Source organism: Planifilum fimeticola, from assembly GCF_003001905.1.
GTDB classification, from domain to species: domain Bacteria; phylum Bacillota; class Bacilli; order Thermoactinomycetales; family DSM-44946; genus Planifilum; species Planifilum fimeticola.
Window position 1 is genome coordinate 13,219 of record NZ_PVNE01000012.1, and the last position, 17,351, is coordinate 30,569.

The following is a 17,351-nucleotide window of genomic DNA, read 5'->3' on the forward strand; positions in this document are numbered from 1 at the left end:
TCATGGCGATCTATTTGGATCATGCTGCAACCACGCCGGTTCACCCGGAGGTTCGGCAGGCGATGCTTCCATATCTGGATGACTATTTCGGGAACCCATCCAGCATGCACCGGTTCGGTCGGGCCGTCCGGCAAGCGGTGGATGAAGCCCGGGATAAACTGGCCGGCGTGTTGGGGGCGGAACCGGGAGAAATCGTATTTACCAGCGGCGGAACGGAAGCGGATAATTTCGCGCTGATCGGGGCGGCGCTGTCGGGGAAAAAACGGGGGAAGGATCATCTGATCACTTCCGCCGTGGAACATCACGCCGTGTTGGATACCTGTCGCCATCTGGAGCGATTGGGATTTCGGGTGACCTATCTTCCCGTCGATGAAACCGGAGAAGTACGGTTGGATGCGCTCCGGGAGGCGATCGATGACCGAACCGCCTTGGTCAGCGTCATGTACGGCAACAACGAAGTGGGAACCCTGCAGCCCGTGGAAGCCATCGGCGAGTTGGCCCGTGAGAACGGAGCCCTGTTCCACACCGACGCCGTTCAGGCCTTCGGCTACGAACCCCTGAACGTCCGCGAGCTGCCGGTGGATCTTTTGTCGGTTTCCTCCCACAAGATCAACGGACCCAAGGGAGTCGGCGCCCTTTATGTGGCCAAGGGGGTTTCCCTGACTCCCCACATGTACGGAGGCTCCCAGGAGATGCGTCGACGTGCGGGAACGGAAAACGTTCCGGGAATCGTGGGCTTTGGGAAGGCGGCGGAAATTGCCGGCGCGTCCCGCGCGGAGCACCTCGAGCAGGCCCGGCGGTGCCGCGAAGCGATGATCCGGGCGTGGGAGAGGGAAGGAATTGATTTTGTGGTCAACGGCCACCCCCATAGGCATTTGCCCCATATTTTGAATGTCAGCTTCCCGGGGGCGGAGACGGAAACCCTGCTGATGAACCTCGATCTGGAAGGTATCGCCTGCTCCAGCGGTTCCGCCTGCACCTCGGGGACCTTGGAGGTTTCCCACGTGCTGAAGGCGATGAACCTGCCCGAGGCGGTTCTCCGATCGGCGATCCGCTTCAGCTTCGGCAGGGGAAACACCGTGGAGGAGGTGACCCGGGCGGCGGAAACGGCGGCCCGGATCGTCCGCCGGTTGACGGGAAAAAAGGCCGGTTGAAGTGCAGGGGTGTACTGCGGAACGCCTTTGACAAGCCAAAGGCCCGCGGTACACCCCTCGGTTTTTTCGGCAATTCCGGGTAGAATGTATGTTCTTTTCCCTCTATACTAGTAATTAAAGAGCGCTGCATTGAGGTGCTGGTCGATGAAACAGCCCCGATTGGATCTCTTTTCGGAAGGGTATTTGAAGGGATCCCTGATACAGGAAATTTACCACAACGAAGAGAACGGCTTCGGCGTTTACCTGATCCGGGTGGAGGAGTCGAACGAGCCTCTGGATACCGATGAAGTGGTGATTGTCGGCCATTTCATCCGTCCCCATCCGGACGAGGTGCTGACCTGCTACGGGGAATGGGTGGAACACGCCCGATACGGCCTCCAATATCAGGTTCACCGGGTCAAGAAAGAGGTCCCCCGTTCCGCCGAGGCCGTGATCAAATATTTGTCGAGCGGGCTCTTTCCCGGCATCGGCAAGGTGACGGCCCAGAAAATCGTGGATCATCTCGGGCCGGACGCCCTGGACAAGATTGCCGCCGATCCCGATGTCCTGTTCGACGTCCCGGGCCTCAGCGCCTCCCGCTCCCAGACGATCGCCGAAAATCTGCGGGAACATCATGCCATCGAACAGGCGTTGGTTTTCCTGTACGAATTCGGCATGGGTCCCGCCCTCGCCCTGAAAGTGGTCCAGCAATACAAGCAGGAGACGATGGAGCGCATCAAGGAGAATCCCTATCGCCTGATCGATGATGTGGAAGGGGTGGGCTTCCGGCGGGCCGACGAGATTGCCCGTCGCCTCGGTGTGGCTCCCGATTCCCCGGAGAGGTTTCAGGCCGCCGCCCTTTACGCCGTGAAGGATGCCGCCCTATCCGGCGGCCATGTTTATGTGACCGCGGAGGAGCTTGAGGAATGGATCGACCGGTTGCTCGATGAGGACAATCCCTTTTCGAGGGAGGAGCGGGAGCAGCACCTCGCCGACATGGTGGGGGAGGGGCGATTGCTTGAGGAGGAAGGGAAATATTATCTTCCCTCCCTTTATTATGCGGAGCGGGGAGTGGCCGCCCGGATCAAGGCCCTCCTCGCGGAAGAGGTGGAAGAGTTTCCCGTTCAGGAATTGTATCGGGCCGTCGGCGAAGTGGAGGAGGAATTGGGCGTCGCCTACGCGGAAAGGCAGAGGGAGGCGATGATCACTGCGGCCACCTCTCCCTTGATGATCCTGACCGGCGGACCCGGCACGGGCAAGACGACCGTGATCCGCGGAATCTGTCATCTGTTCGCCCGCTTGAAGGGATGGTCCCTCGATCCGAAGGCCTATGAGGGGACGGAGCGGCCGTATCCGATCCGGCTGGTGGCTCCCACGGGCCGGGCGGCGAAACGGATGTCGGAAGCGACGGGGTTGCCGGCGATGACGATTCACCGGTTATTGGGTTGGAAAGGGGAGTTTTTCGAGCACGATGCGGACAATCCCATCACCGGCTCCCTTCTCATTGTCGATGAAGTCTCGATGATGGACCTTTGGCTGGCCAACCAGCTGTTGCGTTCCGTGCCCCGGGGGATGCAGGTGATCCTCGTGGGCGATCAGGATCAGCTGCCCCCGGTGGGACCCGGCAACGTGCTGCACCATCTTCTTCAGGTGGAGGAAATCCCCCGGGTGGAGCTTACTGAAATTTTTCGCCAGGAGAAAAACTCATCAATCATTCACCTCGCCCATTCCCTGAAACAGGGGGAACTGCCCGACGATCTCCTCGAGCCTCAGCCCGACAGGCGCTTTTTTCCTTGCAGCCGGGAGCAGGTCCTGGATGTGATTCTTCAGACCTATCGACAGGCCCTGAAACGGGGATACACCCTGTTTGATGTGCAGGTGCTGGCACCGGTGTACAAGGGTCCTGCCGGCGTGGATCGCATCAACCGCACTCTTCAGGAGGCGGTGAACCCGGGGGCTCCGGAAAAGAAGGAGATCGTTTGGGGGGATCACGTGTTTCGCCTCGGGGACAAGGTGCTCCAGCTGGTGAACCATCCCGAACATCCCATTTACAACGGCGATATGGGATTGGTGGTGGCGATTCAGGACGGGGCCGGCCCCGATGAGCCGGTTCTCTGGGTCCGCTTTGACCGGCTGGAAGTTCCCTACAAGCGGAGTCAACTGAACCAAATTGCCCTTTCTTATGCCTGTTCCGTTCACAAAGCCCAGGGTTCCGAATTTCCCATCGTCATCTTTCCCGTGCTCCATGCTTACCGGAGAATGCTCCAGCGCAACCTGATTTATACGGGGATTACGCGGAGCAAATCGTACCTGATCTTGTGCGGAGAGCTCCGTGCCCTTTCCTTCGGGGTCAGCAGGCAGGACCGGCAGGAGAGAAACAGCTGTCTGGTCGACTTGCTTCGCTCTTCCACATGGTAACTTTCCCCCAGCATGGCTTTCCCGGGTAGACCCATACTAAGGGTAGCGGAAGGAGGAGGACCCCTTGCGCAAATCCCGGGACGTCATCGGCCTGCCGGTCATTGTCTCGGAAACGGGTGAACAAATCGGGACCGTACGCGATTTGTTGTTTGACGGTCGGCAAAATCTGCGGGGGGTGTTGCTGGAAAGGGATGGGTGGTTGCGGCGCGGTCGGTTTGTTGCCGTGGAAAACATTGCGGCGTTCGGTGCCGACGCCGTCATGATCGACAGCGAAGATGCCGTTTCTCCCCTTGGCGACGAGCAGCGGGAATGGGTCGGTCTTCTGTCCGGAGACCGTAGGCTGAAGGGGCGACCCGTCATCAAGGCGAGCGGCCGGGAACTGGGTTGGGTGGAGGATGTCTATTTTCGGGAAGAATTGGGAACCCTGATTGGATACGAATTGTCTGACGGGTTCTTGTCCGATGTTCTGAGCGGCCGCAAGGTGCTGAAGCCGGGGGCGTTGCATCTCACCTGGGGAAAAGATGTGATCATCGCTCCCGACGAGGACATCCCACTGCAAGATGCCAATGGAAAGTAGGGGAGAAAACCGATGCTTCGCTGTCCGAACTGCAATTCCCATGACCTGGGGAAAGTGGGCACCAATCAGTATTATTGCTGGCACTGTTTCGTCGAGCTGTCGGTCACGGGTGGCCGGATTGAAGCAGTGTACCAGGTTGAGGAGGACGGGAGCCTCAGCTCCCTCAACGACCTGTTTTTGGATCATCCCAATCAGGCAAACCTGTGACCCCGTGCGAGGAGGGTTACCGGATGTACAAACGTTATTTTGCGCGATTGGCGATGCTGTTGACCGCCGCTTTTTTGATCAAAAAGTGGAGGGACAGCAGGGGGAGGATGCGTTTTTCCCCCATGCGGCGTGGATTTGGGCGCCGTCATTGGCTTTCGCGGATGCAGATGAATATGGATCTCGGGAGGACGATGTTCCGGGTCATGGGGAACCGGTTGATGCGCCGCATGGCCCGTTAAAGCGGCTCCCCGCGGCCGGCCGGCTGACCTCCGGGTATGTCCCCGGAGGTTTTTTCGTAGCATATCTGGCGATCCTTCGAGTATTTTTTGGATGAGCCCCTATTTGCTGCCTCCGCAAACAGGGAGGGTGGTCCCGATGGAACGCTTTTACAACCGAAAGCTGTATCTGGCTTTCATGACGCTGATCATCCTGGGAATCATCTTTCTTTTGGTGCAGATCGCCCCGCTCCTCAAAGGGTTGTTTCACTTTCTGAAGGCGGTGCTCATGCCGTACGTCATCGCAGTGATCATTTCCTACGTGCTTCATCCCGTTGTCAATCTGATCAGCGGGCGGGCGTTGCCCCGTTCCGTGGCGGTGCTTCTCATCTACACCATGTTCATCCTTTCGATCTGCATCGTCTTCGTCAACATGTCTCCCCTTCTGAACGCCCAAATGAAGGAGCTGGCGGAGCACCTTCCCCAGTGGAACATGCAGATTCAGTCCTGGATTCAGCAGTACAACGACAACAAGTATTTGCTCCCGGAGAGCGTCCGGGCGGGGATCGAGAAATCCCTGGACCGGCTGGAGCAGGCCGTCACCGACGGGGTCGGCAACCTCGTGACGGGTTTGGGGACCACCCTCAACCAATTGTTCCTGGCATTGATCGTTCCCTTTCTGGTGTATTACATGCTGAAGGACGCCCAAGTGATCGAACGCTCCTTCGTCAGCCTTTTTCCCGCCCGCCGGCGGAAGGAGATCCTGCGCGTGCTGAGGGATATCGATGAGGCGCTGGGAAATTATGTCCGGGGACAGCTGCTGGTCTGCCTGGCGGTGGGTACCCTGGCATACATCGGTTATCTGGTGATCGGGCTTCCCTACGCGCTCCTTTTGGCCGGTCTGGTGGCCCTGTTCAACGTCATTCCCTATCTGGGCCCCTTTTTCGGCGCGATTCCCGCCGTCTTGGTGGCGTTGAGCATCTCTTACAAAATGGTGCTTTATGTGATCGCGGTCAACCTGGTGGTTCAGATGCTGGAAGGAAACGTCATATCCCCCCAAATCGTCGGCCGAACCCTTCACATGCATCCGCTCTTCATCATCTTTGCGCTCCTGGTGGGCGGTGAAGTGGGCGGGATTTTGGGCATGATCCTGGCGGTGCCCTTTTTCGCCGTCTGCAAGGTGATCCTGGAACATGTGGCCCTCCATTACATCCGCCGGTCTTAGTGGAAAAACCGGCGAAAAATCGCCGGCAATCCGGGTTTACCCCATTCCCACTCGTTCGGACGAGCCTGCGGCCGGGGGATTCGCTCATTTCCACAGTGTCAAAGCGCTAGCTCAACAAGATGAAGGGGAGCAGGATCAAAAGGAAAGGTACGTATAAAATCATGAAGCCGAGTACCACCGTACCAAGGCCCTTCCAGGCTGAGCAACCAAACACTTCCCCCACGCTTTTGGACAATATGACCACATGCCAGATGAAAATGATGAAACCAAATAGAGAAAAAAGCAGCAACAGAGACATGAGGAGAGGGCTGCTGTCAATAGCGGGAGTTTGGCTGAGAAACAGTTCATCCTTGAATATCAACAGCGCGGGGATCCACAGGAGCAGCGACCAGGCGATGGGGACGTAAGACCAGGCTACCGCCGCCCGCACCTCTCGCCCGTCAGCTTCCAACTTCAGGATCTTACCCGCCAGTCGGATGACTCCGCTAAAAATGATCCATCCGATGATGCCTGCAATCGGTCCGATCAGCAGGGAGAAGAGCAGGATCATGGAGAGTGACATGTCGTCTCCCATGCTTTTGTTGGAAGCCCGGTCCAAGACATGGCTGATTCCGTTGAGACAAACCAGCACATAAATCCATCGCTTGACTCGATAATCCAAAAGATATCGGACCGTTTCCCGCGGTCTGAACCACATGTCGATCCAGGGGTTGTAATCCCGGGATTCTGACTCCTGCGATAGGGTTGGAGCTTCCATTTCGGCGTGCTGCCCAATCGCAGCATGTCACCTCACTTTTTGTGATATTGCACCAAGATTTGGCGCGCTTGTTCAGATTACACTTTTTAATCCGATTGTTCAACAATTTATTTCAAAAAAAAAAAGCGGCCGCCAGACGGCCGCTCGATTTTTCTTTATCGGTGTCTCAGTTTGGGCATGTCGGTCTTCAGCGTCTTGTACAGGGAAATGCCGATTCCGATCATGACGAAGGTGAAGGGGAAAGCGGCGATGATCGATGCGGTTTGAAGCCCGGCGAGCCCGCCGGAGGCGAGGAGAACCACCGCCGCCGCCGATTGAACCACTCCCCAGGTGAGCTTGACGGATTTGGTCGGATTGAGCCGTCCGCCGGTGGTCAGCATTCCCAGCACGAAGGTGGCGGAATCGGCGGAAGTGATGAAAAAGGAGCTGATCAGGAGAATCGCCAATGTGATCAGGATCGGTGCGAGGGGGTACTGCTCCAGGAATTTGAACAGGGCGATTTCCGTTCCCTTGTCGTTCATCACCTGGACGATACCCGCGTGGTTGAACATCTCCGAATAGATTCCGCCTCCGCCGAGCACGGCGAACCACAGGGCGCTGAAAAGCGTCGGAACGGCCAAAACGCCGATGATGAATTCGCGGACAGTCCGGCCGCGGGAGATGCGTGCGATGAAGGTGCCGACGAAGGGAGCCCAGGCGATCCACCAGGCCCAATAGAAGATCGTCCAGCTCTGGGTCCATTGGGAGAGCTCCGATTCCGGAAAGGGCGTAATCCGGAGGCTGAGCTGGGGAAGTTCCTGCAGGTAGGCGCCCAGGGTGGTGGTGAAGAAGTTCATCATGAAGTTGGTGGGTCCTACGAAGAGCAGGAAGAACATCAAGAGAACCGCCAACAGGACGTTGGTGTTGCTCAGATATTTGATGCCCTTGTCGAGGCCGGACAAGGCGGACAGGGTGAAGAGGACCGTCACCACGACGATAATCACCACTTGGGTGATGAAATTGTTTTCGATGCCGAACAGGAAGGACAGCCCGGCGGAAATCTGAACAGCCCCGAATCCCAGGGAGGTGGCGACGCCGAAAACGGTGGCGAAGATGGCCAGAATGTCGATGGCCCTACCGATGGGACCGTTGACCCGATCTCCGAGGATCGGGGTGAAGATGGCGCTGATCAGCCCCGGTGCGTTTTTGCGAAACTTGAAATAGGCCAGACCGAGCCCGATCAGCGTGTAGATGCCCCACGGATGGAGTCCCCAGTGAAAGAGGGAGTATTTCAAGGCGGCCTGGGCGGCCTGCGGCGTTTCCTTTTCGGCAAGGGGAGGCGCGGCATAGTGGCTCAAGGGTTCGGCCACTCCCCAAAAAACCAGCCCGATGCCCATTCCGGCGCTGAAGAGCATGGCAAACCAGCTCAGATAGCTGTATTCGGGTTCTTCATCATCTTTTCCCAGCTTGATACTGCCGTAGCGTGAAAAAATGATGATTACCACAAAGACCAAAAAGGAGGTTGCCGACAGGAGGTAGAACCACCCGAACTTTTTCTGGAGGAATTCCTGAATATTCGAGGTGATGCTGGTCAAATGATCGGGAAGAAGGGTTCCCCAAAGCACGAAAATTGCAGAAATCAGCAGCGAAAGGATCAGAACTCTTTTTGAGTAATTCACGACATACCACCTTTCAATATGCAGGTTTCAAGCGTTATGCCGGGAACAGCTCTGATGGCTCCGTTTAATAAACTACTTATATTTTGTTTTGAAAGCCCATAAAAAATGCTTTTCCATCTTATCAAATGAAAAAAGGGAGGAGCAAGGAAGCAGAAAGCTTCTCTCATCCTCCCTGAAGGGTTCTCTTCCGATCGGCGACGGCATTTTCTGCTTCTTCCCGTTTTCCGCTCTCTCCCGCCGATAAGAGAACGACGGTGGCGATGATGCAGAGAGCGCCGACCCATTCGGGGGCACCAAAGGGAACTTTCAGCCAGAGGACGGCGGCCACCGAGGCGGTCAGGGGTTCGGCGCTGGCCAATAGTCCGGTCTCCGTGGGGCGGATATAGCGGAGACTCTCCAAGTAAAGAAAAAAAGGGACCAGGGTGCCGAACAAAATGACGAACAGGACAAAAAGGGCATTGACCGGCGTCCAGGTTCCTCCGGCGGGCCAAGGGGGATGAATGAGGGAGAGTCCGACGCCTCCGATCACCATCCCCCAACCCACCACCGCGGCGGAGCCCCACCGTCTCAACAATCCGGAAGGGTACAGCGTGTAAAAGGCCAGGGCGGCGGCGGATCCCAGTCCCCAAAAGAGGGCGGCCCCCGAAATGGACAAACTGTCCGGACGCCCGCCGGTCACCAACAAAAAAGTGCCCATGAGCGCCAGTAGGACGGATGCGGCCTCCTTGGCACTGGGCCATCGACGCTCGGAAAAGGCCCACCAGGCGGTGATCAGGACGGGTCCCAAGTACTGCAGCAGGGTGGCCGTCGCGGCGTTTCCGGCAGCGATGGCGGCGAAATAGGTGTACTGAACGGCCAACATGCCCAATACGGCGAACAACAGGAGGCGCAAACGATCGTAGGGATCCCGCCAAATCCCTTGAACGGCGTCGTCCTTTCTCCACAGCGATACCCCGATCAACAGCAGGGAGCCGGAGAGAATCAGGCGCACCGTCACCATCCATCCGGGATGGAACCCCTCGTTTTGGAAAAGGTGTTGGGCGACCGTACCGGATAATCCCCAGCATACGGCTCCGGTGAGGACCATGGCGAATCCCTTGAGGCGGGAGCCTGTCAGTAGGCGGCTTTTCATCGGATCAACCCCCTTCCTCGAACGCGCGGACCGTTTCGATGTGCAATATGGCTTGTCCTCCGTCGAAAGCTTTAAGTATCGGTTCGCCGATTCTTTTTTCGCCTCAGCTCCAGGAGGGAGACGACCTCGGAAGACGGTTTTCCCCGTTTTTTGGACGGAGTTTTCAGAGAAGTGGACGCGCTTTTTCCGTAAGTCACCCTTTTGTTCAAAAGATGGCGGGCCACCGCCTCCCGTTCCGCCGTTTTCCGGTTCAACGGCTCCCTTTTTTGCTCTTTGCGCACCCATCGGATGAACCAGTAGGTGAATGCGCCCCCGAAGAGGAACACTTGAACAAATTTCATCCAGGCCCCGGCAATTCTTTGTTCCAATACGGGATCGAAGGCAAAGGGATTGATTGCCGTTTCGTAAACGTGAAAGAGGATGTCGTCGGCAAAGAGGAGCCAGAAGGAAACGGGTGTGAGCAGCAAGGCGCTGATCGTGATGTATATCATCTTTTTCCACTCGTTCAGCCGATCCCATCCGCGGACAGGGCAAAACACCGGAAACCACATGAGGTATGCCGTCAATACCAGCAACACCTCTGCGGTCAACCTTTGCAGGGGACGGGTGAACAGAGCGTCAAATATCGGTGGATAAAAGACGATGAAAAAGGTGACATGGAACGGGATCAGGGCGATCACCGGATGCGTGAGAAAGGAAACAACGGTTCTTCTCCATCGCCCTCTGCCAAGGGGGCTCAGCAATCCCGGGGGCAAGCCCGGGAGCACGAGGGGCGGGGCGAACCAGCAAAGGAGCGACAACCAACACATGTAGATCGATAGGGATTGGCGGGCCAGGGTCGCCAGGGGGCTTCCCAGCGCCGCATAACAGAGGAGAAGTCCTGCATAAACGCCCATTCGCTTGCTGAATGGGGTGGTTGGATGGGAGGACGGAGCCGGGAGCCATCGGATCGCCCCTTCGTAAAGAAGGGCCAGGGCGAAAAGGGCGATCGCCCAGCCCGGATCCCAACGCCACGGAATGGATTCCCACATTTTCGAGACCTCATTTCACGGACAAGCCGTGCTTTGTTTCGATTCTACCACAAAAGGCGGCCGATTCTCTCACGGGCCCTGCCGGATAGGAAAAGTAAGGGTACCGAAACATTTGCTTTGAAAAGTTCGTTTCAATTCATAGAACGATCCTTGATCCTATATATATCATTAAAACGGGATTCCACTTTTGGATCCTGTTTTTTTTATGTTTGAATAGGGGGTATTTTCATCTTATGGAAAAAGGAGAAGGTGCAGCTCCACAAACAACGCAAAAAAAACAAAAAACGCGGGATCCGTTTTTCGACAACGCCAAATTCGTGTTGATCACCCTCGTGGTGATCGGTCACGCTTATACCAACTTGAGGCATGACAACGAGATCGTAAAAACTGCCTATCTCCTTATCTATTCCTTTCACATGCCTCTTTTTATTCTGATTTCCGGCTATTTCACCAAGAATTACAACAAGCCGGGGTATATGCAAAAAACGATTGCCACCTTGCTGGTTCCCTATTTCATTTTTGAGGTGATTTATTCTGTTTTCCGTCATTACCTGTACCAGACCGAAAATTTGAACCTGACCATACTGATTCCCTACTGGAGCATGTGGTTTTTGTTGAGCCTGTTTCTGTGGCGCATGCTCCTCCCCTACTTCCTCCAGTTTAAACGTCCCTTGCTCCTGTGCTTTCTGGTGGCGGTGCTGGCCGGATATGTCGAGGGCGTCGATCAATTTCTCAGCCTGCAGCGAACCCTGGGGTTTTTCCCCTTCTTCCTGCTGGGATTCTATCTTCAGAAACGCCACTTTGATGTGCTGTTGAACTGGTTCACCCCGCGAAGGCGACTCTTGTCCGTGGGCGGAATCGCCCTCGTGTTTCTCCTGTTGTACTATCTGGAGCCTTTGTTCCCCACGCGGGAATGGATGCTTTACGGCAAACCTTATGCGGAGTTTGGACATCCGGAATGGTATGCGGGAATCTTCCGAATCGGTGCCATGGGGCTGGCGCTCATGATGTCCGTGTTCGTTCTGAGCCTGATTCCCCGTCGGAAAACCTTTTTCACGGAACTGGGCAGTCGATCCATGTATGTATATCTCCTGCACGGTTTCTTCATCCATCCCTTCAGGGTGTTGGTTCCGGAGGACGCGGCGGGACCCGTTTTGTATATCCTCGTCACCCTGGCGGCCATTGCGCTGACCCTGTTTTTGTCTTCGCGCTTCGTTCAAAAGGTCACCCAGCCGCTGGTACAGCCGAAAATCCGTTGGATCTTCCGGAAAAACCGCTACGACCAAGCCATGTCTTCGTAGATTGGCTGCGCTTTCCCGCATGCGGAATGGAAAGCGCTTACGGGTTCATCCGGATGTTTAAAACCTCGACGGATCGTTGTATAATAGGGAATATCAATGGCCGGACGCAGATAAAAAATTCCTATCCAAAGCGATGACGGAACCGAAGTAAACCGATCCTTCCGAAAAGAGAGGAAGACCCGCGGCTGAAAGGTCTTCCCGGATCAGGACGGTTGAAGGCCAGTTCCGAAGCGCGGGCAAACCCCGCCGGCGAACATCCGCCGTTATCCGATATCGAGAGACCGCCCTTTTGCGGCGGTAATCGGGGTGGTACCGCGGGAGCCTTCCCGTCCCTGGGACGGGGAGGTTTTTTATTTGGAGATACAGGGAGGCGAAATGGGATGAAAGCGAGTGAAATCCGGAGGAAATTTCTCGATTTCTTTGCCGAAAAGGGACATCGGATCGAACCGAGCGCGTCGCTGGTGCCGGTGGATGATCCTTCCCTTTTGTGGATCAACAGCGGAGTGGCCACGCTGAAGAAATATTTCGATGGACGGCTCAATCCGGAAAATCCCCGGATCGTCAACGCCCAGAAATCGATTCGCACCAACGACATTGAAAATGTCGGCTATACCGCCCGGCACCACACCTTTTTCGAGATGCTGGGCAACTTCTCCATCGGCGATTATTTCAAGGAGGAAGCCATCCTCTGGGCCTGGGAGTTTCTGACCGATCCCAAGTGGATGGGGCTGGATCCCGATCGGCTGTCGGTCACCATCCACCCGGAGGATGACGAGGCGCATCGCATCTGGCGCGAGAAGGTGGGCATTCCCGAGGAGCGGATCGTCAAGCTGGAGGACAATTTCTGGGATATCGGGGAAGGGCCGAGCGGTCCCAATACCGAGATTTTTTACGACCGGGGCGAGGAATTCGGCGATCCGAACGATCCGGAATGCTATCCCGGAGGGGAGAACGAACGCTATCTGGAGATCTGGAACCTGGTCTTCTCCCAATACAATCACAACCCCGACGGAACCTACACCCCGCTTCCCAAGAAAAACATCGATACGGGCATGGGGTTGGAGCGGATGGCCTCCGTCATGCAAAACGTTCCCACCAACTTCGACACCGACCTGTTCCAGCCGATCATCCAGGCCACATGCCGCGAGGCGGGAGTCACTTACGGAGAAAACCGCGAGACGGACATCGCCCTCAAGGTGATTGCCGATCACATCCGGACCCTCGTCTTTGCTGTGGGCGACGGAGTGCTCCCCTCCAACGAAGGGCGGGGTTACGTGCTTCGCCGGTTGCTTCGCCGCGCGGTCCGATACGGCCGGGTGCTGGGCATCCAGCGTCCCTTCCTGTACAGGCTGACGGGCGTGGTCGCAGAGATTATGCGCGATTATTATCCGGAACCTGAGGAGAAGAAGAAGTTTATCGAACGGGTGATCCGCGGGGAGGAGGAGCGCTTCCTCGAAACCCTGAGCGAAGGGCTGAACATCCTGGAGGAAGTGGCCGAGCGTGCCCGAAAAGAGGGGCGTTCCGCCATCACCGGCGAAGAGGCTTTCCGCCTGTACGACACCTACGGATTTCCCATTGATCTGACGGAGGATTTCGCCCGGGAGAAGGGGCTTACGGTGGACCGGGAAGGCTTTGAGCGGGCCATGGAGGATCAGCGGGAGCGGGCCCGGGCCGCCCGCAAGGATGTGGACAGCATGCAGGTGCAGGGAGGCGTCCTGTCCGATCTGAATGTGGAGTCCCGCTTTGTCGGATACACGGAGCGGACGGTCAGCACCCGGGTGGCGGCGATCATTCGGGACGATCGATTGTCGGAGGAGGCGGGCGAAGGGCAAACCTGCACCCTGATTCTGGAGGAAACGCCCTTTTACGCCGAAAGCGGGGGGCAGGTGGCCGACAAGGGATGGATCGTCTCTCCGCAGGCCCGCCTCCGGGTGGAGGATGTGCAGAAAGGGCCGCGCGGGGAACATTTGCACACGGTCCGGGTGGAGGAGGGAACCCTTCGCCGGGGTGAGCGTGTGGAAGCGACCATTGACGCGGACCGGGATGACATCCGCAAAAACCACACCGCCACCCATCTGCTGCACAAGGCGCTGAAGGAAGTGTTGGGCGATCACGTCAACCAGGCGGGATCCCTGGTGGCTCCGGACCGCTTGCGCTTCGACTTCACCCACATCGGACCGATGTCGGAAGAGGAGATCCGGGAGGTGGAAGACCGGGTCAATCGCCAGGTGTGGGCCGACACCGATGTGGAGGTGCTGATCAAACCCCTGGAAGAGGCCAAAAGAATGGGAGCGATGGCCCTCTTCGGGGAAAAATACGGAGACATCGTCCGGGTGATCCGCATCGGCGATTACAGCCTGGAGCTCTGCGGAGGAACCCATGTGAACCGGACCAGCGAAATCGGGATGTTTAAGATTGTCAGCGAGGGCGGGATCGGTTCGGGCATCCGGCGCATCGAAGCGGTCACGGGACGCTATGCCTTCCGCTATTTGGACCACCATCTGGGACTTTTGAAGAAGGCCGCTTCCCTCCTCAAGGCGAGTCCGGCCGATGTGACCGATCGGGTGGAAACCCTTCAGGCGCGGATCAAGGAGCTGACCCGGGAAAACGAATCCCTGCGGGATAAGCTGAACCATCTGGAAGCCCTTCAGCTGGCCGAACGGGTGGAAGAAACGGCCGGGGTGCCCGTTCTGACCGCCAAGGTGGAGGCGTCCGGGATGGACGACCTGCGCCGGATGGTGGACGATGTGAAAAGCCGTGTGAAAGAAGGGGTCATCGTCTTGGGGGCCGTCGCCGGCGGCAAGGTGCAGCTGGTCGCCTCCGTTTCCCCCCGCTTCGTGGAGGCGGGACTGCACGCCGGTCGGTTGGTGAAGGAAGTGGCCACCCGCTGCGGCGGAGGGGGCGGCGGCCGTCCCGATCTCGCCCAGGCGGGCGGAAAACAGCCGGAAAAGCTGGATGAGGCCCTTCGGGCAGTGCCCGATTGGATTCGCCAACATGTCAAGTGAGGATCATTTTTTCCGTAAACCGGGAATAAGAAAAAAGGAAATGAACAGTCCCATACGGAAAAAAGAATTGACAGCGGAAGAAGGGGGTTGTGCCGCGGAACCCGGTTTTCGGACGGGCCGAGGCGGCATAACCCCCTCGGCCCAAATAAGGGCAACGGTTTCAGGCGGTCACTATATCAAAGTGAGGTTGAGGGATCCATGGACGAGACGATGAAGTTCGACCTCCGTGGAGAGGAACAGGAAGTGGCTCCCAAAGAGGTGCTCTTGCTCGTTTATGAGGCATTGAAGGAGAAAGGGTACAACCCCATCAACCAGATTGTCGGATATCTGTTGTCGGGGGATCCCGCCTACATCCCCCGGCACAACAACGCTCGGGCGATGATTCGCAAGGTGGAGCGGGATGAGTTGATGGAGGAATTGGTAAGATTTTATCTGCAATCGCAAAAGTGAAAGGATGCATACTAACATGTGTTCAAACAGGCGGGAACGGTCGGAACCCTCCCCTTCGCCTGCCCGTGTGATGGGTTTGGATGTGGGCAAGAAGCGGATCGGGGTGGCGGTGAGCGATCATTTGGGCTGGACCGCTCAAGGGGTGGGGGTGATCGACCGGACGCGCCCCGACTGGATGCGACGTCTGGCGGAGTTGATTGAAGCAAACGAAGTGGAGGCCATCGTCGTCGGGCTTCCCCGCAACATGGACGGTTCGGTCGGGCCGCGGGGGAAGGCGTGTCAGGAGCTGGCCCAACGGTTGGAGGACCGGTTTTCCCTCCCGGTCATCCTCTGGGATGAGCGCCTTTCCACGGTTGCGGCGGAACGGACGCTCCTTTCCGCCGACATGAGCCGCAAAAAGCGGCGCCAAGTGATTGATCAGATCGCGGCGTGCTGGATCCTGCAGGGGTATCTGGACGCCCAAAGGAGGACGCAGAGCGATGAAAAACCATGAGAGCGAGCCGGAATACATCTACATCCCCGATGAAGAGGGGAATGAGGATCGGTTTGAAATTTTGTTCACCTTTGAACGGGACGACACGGGGAAAAAATACATGCTCGTCACTCCGGCGGACGATGTCGCGGAGGATGCGGAAGAGCAGGAGGTATACGCCTTCCGTTACGAGGAGGATGGGGACAACCTGACCATCCACCTGATCGAAGACGAAGAGGAATGGGACATGGTGGAGGAAATGTTCCACACCATTATGGAAGAGACGGACGAAGATTCCTCGCCGGCAAACGGATGATGTCAAGTGGACATGAATGAGCCTTTGGCCAAGGAAGTGCATATTCTTCGCGACACCTACGGCCGGAAAGTGATCCTCGTGGATGAAGAGGGAAAAGAGGAAGATCAGGCGTATCACATCTTGAGGGAGATCGAACTGGACGGTCGTCACTACTGCGTTCTTCAGACGGAGGAGAACGGAGTTGAGGACGCCTACATCTTCCGCGTGGGCGATGACCACAAGATCGAGCACGTAGTGGATGAGGATGAATGGGAAAGGGCTGCTGAAGCCGTTGACGAACTGTTGTATTATGACGAAATTTGACGAAGATGCGGGGCCGTGCCCCGTTATTTTTTTTGAGCAATTGTGCTAACATAAAAGGGCCAAGCATCAGACGTTACATAAGGTTGAGCATGGGGGAAACGTGATGAAGTGGTTGATTCGGTTGCTTCTTACCTGTATGCTCTTCGGAGCGTGGGCCGTCGTGGGGTATCTGTACGTCGACTACACCCTCGATTCCCCGTTTCGGCAGGAGCCGGTGGAGATGGAAATCCCGGAGGGGGCTTCCACCGCGGAAATCGGCGCGCTCCTGAAGGAAAACGGACTGATACGGAAATCCTGGTTTTTTGCTCCTTATGTATGGTTGAAAGGGTATGCCCGCAAACTGCAGGCCGGAGTGTATGAAATCCCGCCCGGCGCCCAGATCGATGAGATCCTGACCATCCTTTCAAATGGGAGACAAAATGCCGTGCGGGTAACCATACCGGAGGGGTTCACCGTTGAGCAGATCGCCGATCGTTTGGCGGGGATCAAAGAACTGGGGATCGACCGGGAAGCGTTTTTAAAGGCGGTGCAAAAGAAGGAGTACAAATATTCTTTTGTACAAAACATTCCGTCGAACAAAAACCGGAAGTACCGTCTGGAGGGATACCTTTTTCCAAGCACTTATCATTTTGAGAAAAACAGCAAACCCGAAGAAATCGTGGACCGTATGCTGGATCAGTTCAACCGCCGCCTGGAGAAGGAGGGGGTTCGCGACGAGCTGAAAAGGCGAAACCTGACCGTCGATGAGTGGGTGACGGTCGCCTCACTGATCGAGCGGGAAGGGCGGGTGCGGGAGGAACTGCCCACCATTTCCGGCGTCATTTACAACCGCCTGAACCGGGGGATGCTGCTCCAAGTGGATGCCACGGTTCAGTACGCCCTGGGAAAACAGAAAGAGATCCTCACTTACGATGACCTGAAGGTGAGAAGTCCCTACAACACCTACCTGAACAAGGGACTTCCCCCCGGACCGATCGCCAATCCCGGAGAACAAGCCCTGGAGGCCGCGATGCAGCCCAAAAAGCATGATTATCTCTTTTACGTGACGAGAAAGGACGGATCGGGAAAACATTATTTTGCCCGCACCGAATCCGAGCATCAGGCCAATATCAACCGGAGCAAACAGAATCAGCAAAGCATGGGCAACTGAA

At 56.8% G+C, this 17,351-nt stretch carries 17 protein-coding genes; 13 read left to right on the forward strand and 4 right to left on the reverse strand.

Annotated elements, in window-relative coordinates; translation table 11 throughout:
* The first annotated feature begins 2 nt into the window (after positions 1 to 2).
* The 6 genes from CLV97_RS08790 (at position 3) to CLV97_RS08815 (ending at position 5,775) form a co-directional block, all read left to right on the forward strand.
* Positions 3 to 1,154 (forward strand): cysteine desulfurase family protein, encoded by a 1,152-nt coding sequence (locus CLV97_RS08790; protein ID WP_106345153.1) that lies wholly within the window; start codon positions 3 to 5, stop codon positions 1,152 to 1,154.
* 144 nt (positions 1,155 to 1,298) lie between these two features.
* Positions 1,299 to 3,551 (forward strand): SF1B family DNA helicase RecD2, encoded by a 2,253-nt coding sequence (gene recD2 / locus CLV97_RS08795; protein ID WP_106345154.1) that lies wholly within the window; start codon positions 1,299 to 1,301, stop codon positions 3,549 to 3,551.
* Between the two features lie 64 nt (positions 3,552 to 3,615).
* A complete protein-coding gene (locus tag CLV97_RS08800) occupies positions 3,616 to 4,128 on the forward strand; it encodes a PRC-barrel domain-containing protein (RefSeq protein ID WP_106345155.1) in 513 nt (170 codons plus the stop codon).
* A gap of 12 nt (positions 4,129 to 4,140) precedes the next feature.
* Positions 4,141 to 4,335, forward strand: coding sequence for a hypothetical protein (locus tag CLV97_RS08805; protein WP_106345156.1), 195 nt, complete (start codon positions 4,141 to 4,143; stop codon positions 4,333 to 4,335).
* 23 nt (positions 4,336 to 4,358) lie between these two features.
* On the forward strand, positions 4,359 to 4,574 hold the full coding sequence (locus CLV97_RS08810) for a hypothetical protein (protein WP_106345157.1): 216 nt from the start codon (positions 4,359 to 4,361) through the stop codon (positions 4,572 to 4,574).
* A gap of 136 nt (positions 4,575 to 4,710) precedes the next feature.
* Positions 4,711 to 5,775 carry an AI-2E family transporter gene (locus CLV97_RS08815; RefSeq protein WP_106345158.1) on the forward strand — a complete coding sequence of 355 codons (1,065 nt, stop codon included), beginning with the start codon at positions 4,711 to 4,713 and terminating at the stop codon, positions 5,773 to 5,775.
* A 106-nt stretch (positions 5,776 to 5,881) separates the two neighbouring features.
* On the opposite strand, the gene CLV97_RS08820 is transcribed toward CLV97_RS08815, so the two are convergent.
* From CLV97_RS08820 to CLV97_RS08835, 4 genes are all read right to left on the reverse strand, one after another.
* Complete coding sequence (locus tag CLV97_RS08820) at positions 5,882 to 6,532, reverse strand: Yip1 family protein (protein WP_106345159.1); 651 nt, start codon at positions 6,530 to 6,532, stop codon at positions 5,882 to 5,884.
* A 155-nt stretch (positions 6,533 to 6,687) separates the two neighbouring features.
* Positions 6,688 to 8,190: a glycine betaine uptake BCCT transporter gene (locus CLV97_RS08825; protein WP_106345160.1), complete on the reverse strand. Its 1,503-nt coding sequence runs from the start codon at positions 8,188 to 8,190 to the stop codon at positions 6,688 to 6,690.
* 163 nt (positions 8,191 to 8,353) lie between these two features.
* Positions 8,354 to 9,322: an EamA family transporter gene (locus tag CLV97_RS08830; RefSeq protein WP_106345161.1), complete on the reverse strand. Its 969-nt coding sequence runs from the start codon at positions 9,320 to 9,322 to the stop codon at positions 8,354 to 8,356.
* Between the two features lie 71 nt (positions 9,323 to 9,393).
* Positions 9,394 to 10,353 (reverse strand): cytochrome c oxidase assembly protein, encoded by a 960-nt coding sequence (locus tag CLV97_RS08835; RefSeq protein ID WP_106345162.1) that lies wholly within the window; start codon positions 10,351 to 10,353, stop codon positions 9,394 to 9,396.
* 233 nt (positions 10,354 to 10,586) lie between these two features.
* Here CLV97_RS08835 and CLV97_RS08840 point away from each other — a divergent pair, with 233 nt between their 5' ends.
* The 7 genes from CLV97_RS08840 (at position 10,587) to mltG (ending at position 17,350) form a co-directional block, all read left to right on the forward strand.
* The gene (locus CLV97_RS08840) at positions 10,587 to 11,654 is read left to right on the forward strand and encodes an acyltransferase family protein (protein WP_106345163.1); all 1,068 of its coding nucleotides are present in this window, start codon (positions 10,587 to 10,589) and stop codon (positions 11,652 to 11,654) included.
* Positions 11,655 to 12,034: 380 nt separating this feature from the next.
* Positions 12,035 to 14,659, forward strand: coding sequence for an alanine--tRNA ligase (gene alaS / locus CLV97_RS08845; RefSeq protein ID WP_106345164.1), 2,625 nt, complete (start codon positions 12,035 to 12,037; stop codon positions 14,657 to 14,659).
* A gap of 198 nt (positions 14,660 to 14,857) precedes the next feature.
* Entirely contained in the window at positions 14,858 to 15,109 is a 252-nt protein-coding gene (locus CLV97_RS08850; protein ID WP_106345165.1) for an IreB family regulatory phosphoprotein, read from the forward strand.
* 16 nt (positions 15,110 to 15,125) lie between these two features.
* Positions 15,126 to 15,602, forward strand: coding sequence for a Holliday junction resolvase RuvX (gene ruvX, locus CLV97_RS08855; protein WP_106345166.1), 477 nt, complete (start codon positions 15,126 to 15,128; stop codon positions 15,600 to 15,602).
* A complete protein-coding gene (locus CLV97_RS08860; protein WP_106345167.1) occupies positions 15,589 to 15,897 on the forward strand; it encodes a DUF1292 domain-containing protein in 309 nt (102 codons plus the stop codon). The genes ruvX and CLV97_RS08860 overlap by 14 nt, the downstream gene beginning before the upstream one ends.
* A gap of 12 nt (positions 15,898 to 15,909) precedes the next feature.
* The gene (locus CLV97_RS08865; RefSeq protein ID WP_106345222.1) at positions 15,910 to 16,200 is read left to right on the forward strand and encodes a DUF1292 domain-containing protein; all 291 of its coding nucleotides are present in this window, start codon (positions 15,910 to 15,912) and stop codon (positions 16,198 to 16,200) included.
* Positions 16,201 to 16,303: 103 nt separating this feature from the next.
* Positions 16,304 to 17,350 (forward strand): endolytic transglycosylase MltG, encoded by a 1,047-nt coding sequence (gene mltG, locus CLV97_RS08870; RefSeq protein WP_106345168.1) that lies wholly within the window; start codon positions 16,304 to 16,306, stop codon positions 17,348 to 17,350.
* The last annotated feature ends 1 nt before the right edge of the window (position 17,351 follow it).

Bases quoted from the DNA above. Each gene is read 5' to 3' on its own strand.
- CLV97_RS08830 (WP_106345161.1), bottom strand. From the start codon at position 9,322: ATGAAAAGCCGCCTACTGACAGGCTCCCGCCTCAAGGGATTCGCCATG.
- CLV97_RS08865 (WP_106345222.1), top strand. From the start codon at position 15,910: ATGAATGAGCCTTTGGCCAAGGAAGTGCATATTCTTCGCGACACCTAC.
- CLV97_RS08835 (WP_106345162.1), bottom strand. From the start codon at position 10,353: ATGTGGGAATCCATTCCGTGGCGTTGGGATCCGGGCTGGGCGATCGCC.
- CLV97_RS08805 (WP_106345156.1), top strand. From the start codon at position 4,141: ATGCTTCGCTGTCCGAACTGCAATTCCCATGACCTGGGGAAAGTGGGC.
- CLV97_RS08810 (WP_106345157.1), top strand. From the start codon at position 4,359: ATGTACAAACGTTATTTTGCGCGATTGGCGATGCTGTTGACCGCCGCT.
- alaS (WP_106345164.1), top strand. From the start codon at position 12,035: ATGAAAGCGAGTGAAATCCGGAGGAAATTTCTCGATTTCTTTGCCGAA.
- recD2 (WP_106345154.1), top strand. From the start codon at position 1,299: ATGAAACAGCCCCGATTGGATCTCTTTTCGGAAGGGTATTTGAAGGGA.
- mltG (WP_106345168.1), top strand. From the start codon at position 16,304: ATGAAGTGGTTGATTCGGTTGCTTCTTACCTGTATGCTCTTCGGAGCG.
- CLV97_RS08840 (WP_106345163.1), top strand. From the start codon at position 10,587: ATGGAAAAAGGAGAAGGTGCAGCTCCACAAACAACGCAAAAAAAACAA.
- CLV97_RS08790 (WP_106345153.1), top strand. From the start codon at position 3: ATGGCGATCTATTTGGATCATGCTGCAACCACGCCGGTTCACCCGGAG.
- CLV97_RS08860 (WP_106345167.1), top strand. From the start codon at position 15,589: ATGAAAAACCATGAGAGCGAGCCGGAATACATCTACATCCCCGATGAA.
- ruvX (WP_106345166.1), top strand. From the start codon at position 15,126: ATGTGTTCAAACAGGCGGGAACGGTCGGAACCCTCCCCTTCGCCTGCC.
- CLV97_RS08850 (WP_106345165.1), top strand. From the start codon at position 14,858: ATGGACGAGACGATGAAGTTCGACCTCCGTGGAGAGGAACAGGAAGTG.
- CLV97_RS08815 (WP_106345158.1), top strand. From the start codon at position 4,711: ATGGAACGCTTTTACAACCGAAAGCTGTATCTGGCTTTCATGACGCTG.
- CLV97_RS08820 (WP_106345159.1), bottom strand. From the start codon at position 6,532: ATGGAAGCTCCAACCCTATCGCAGGAGTCAGAATCCCGGGATTACAAC.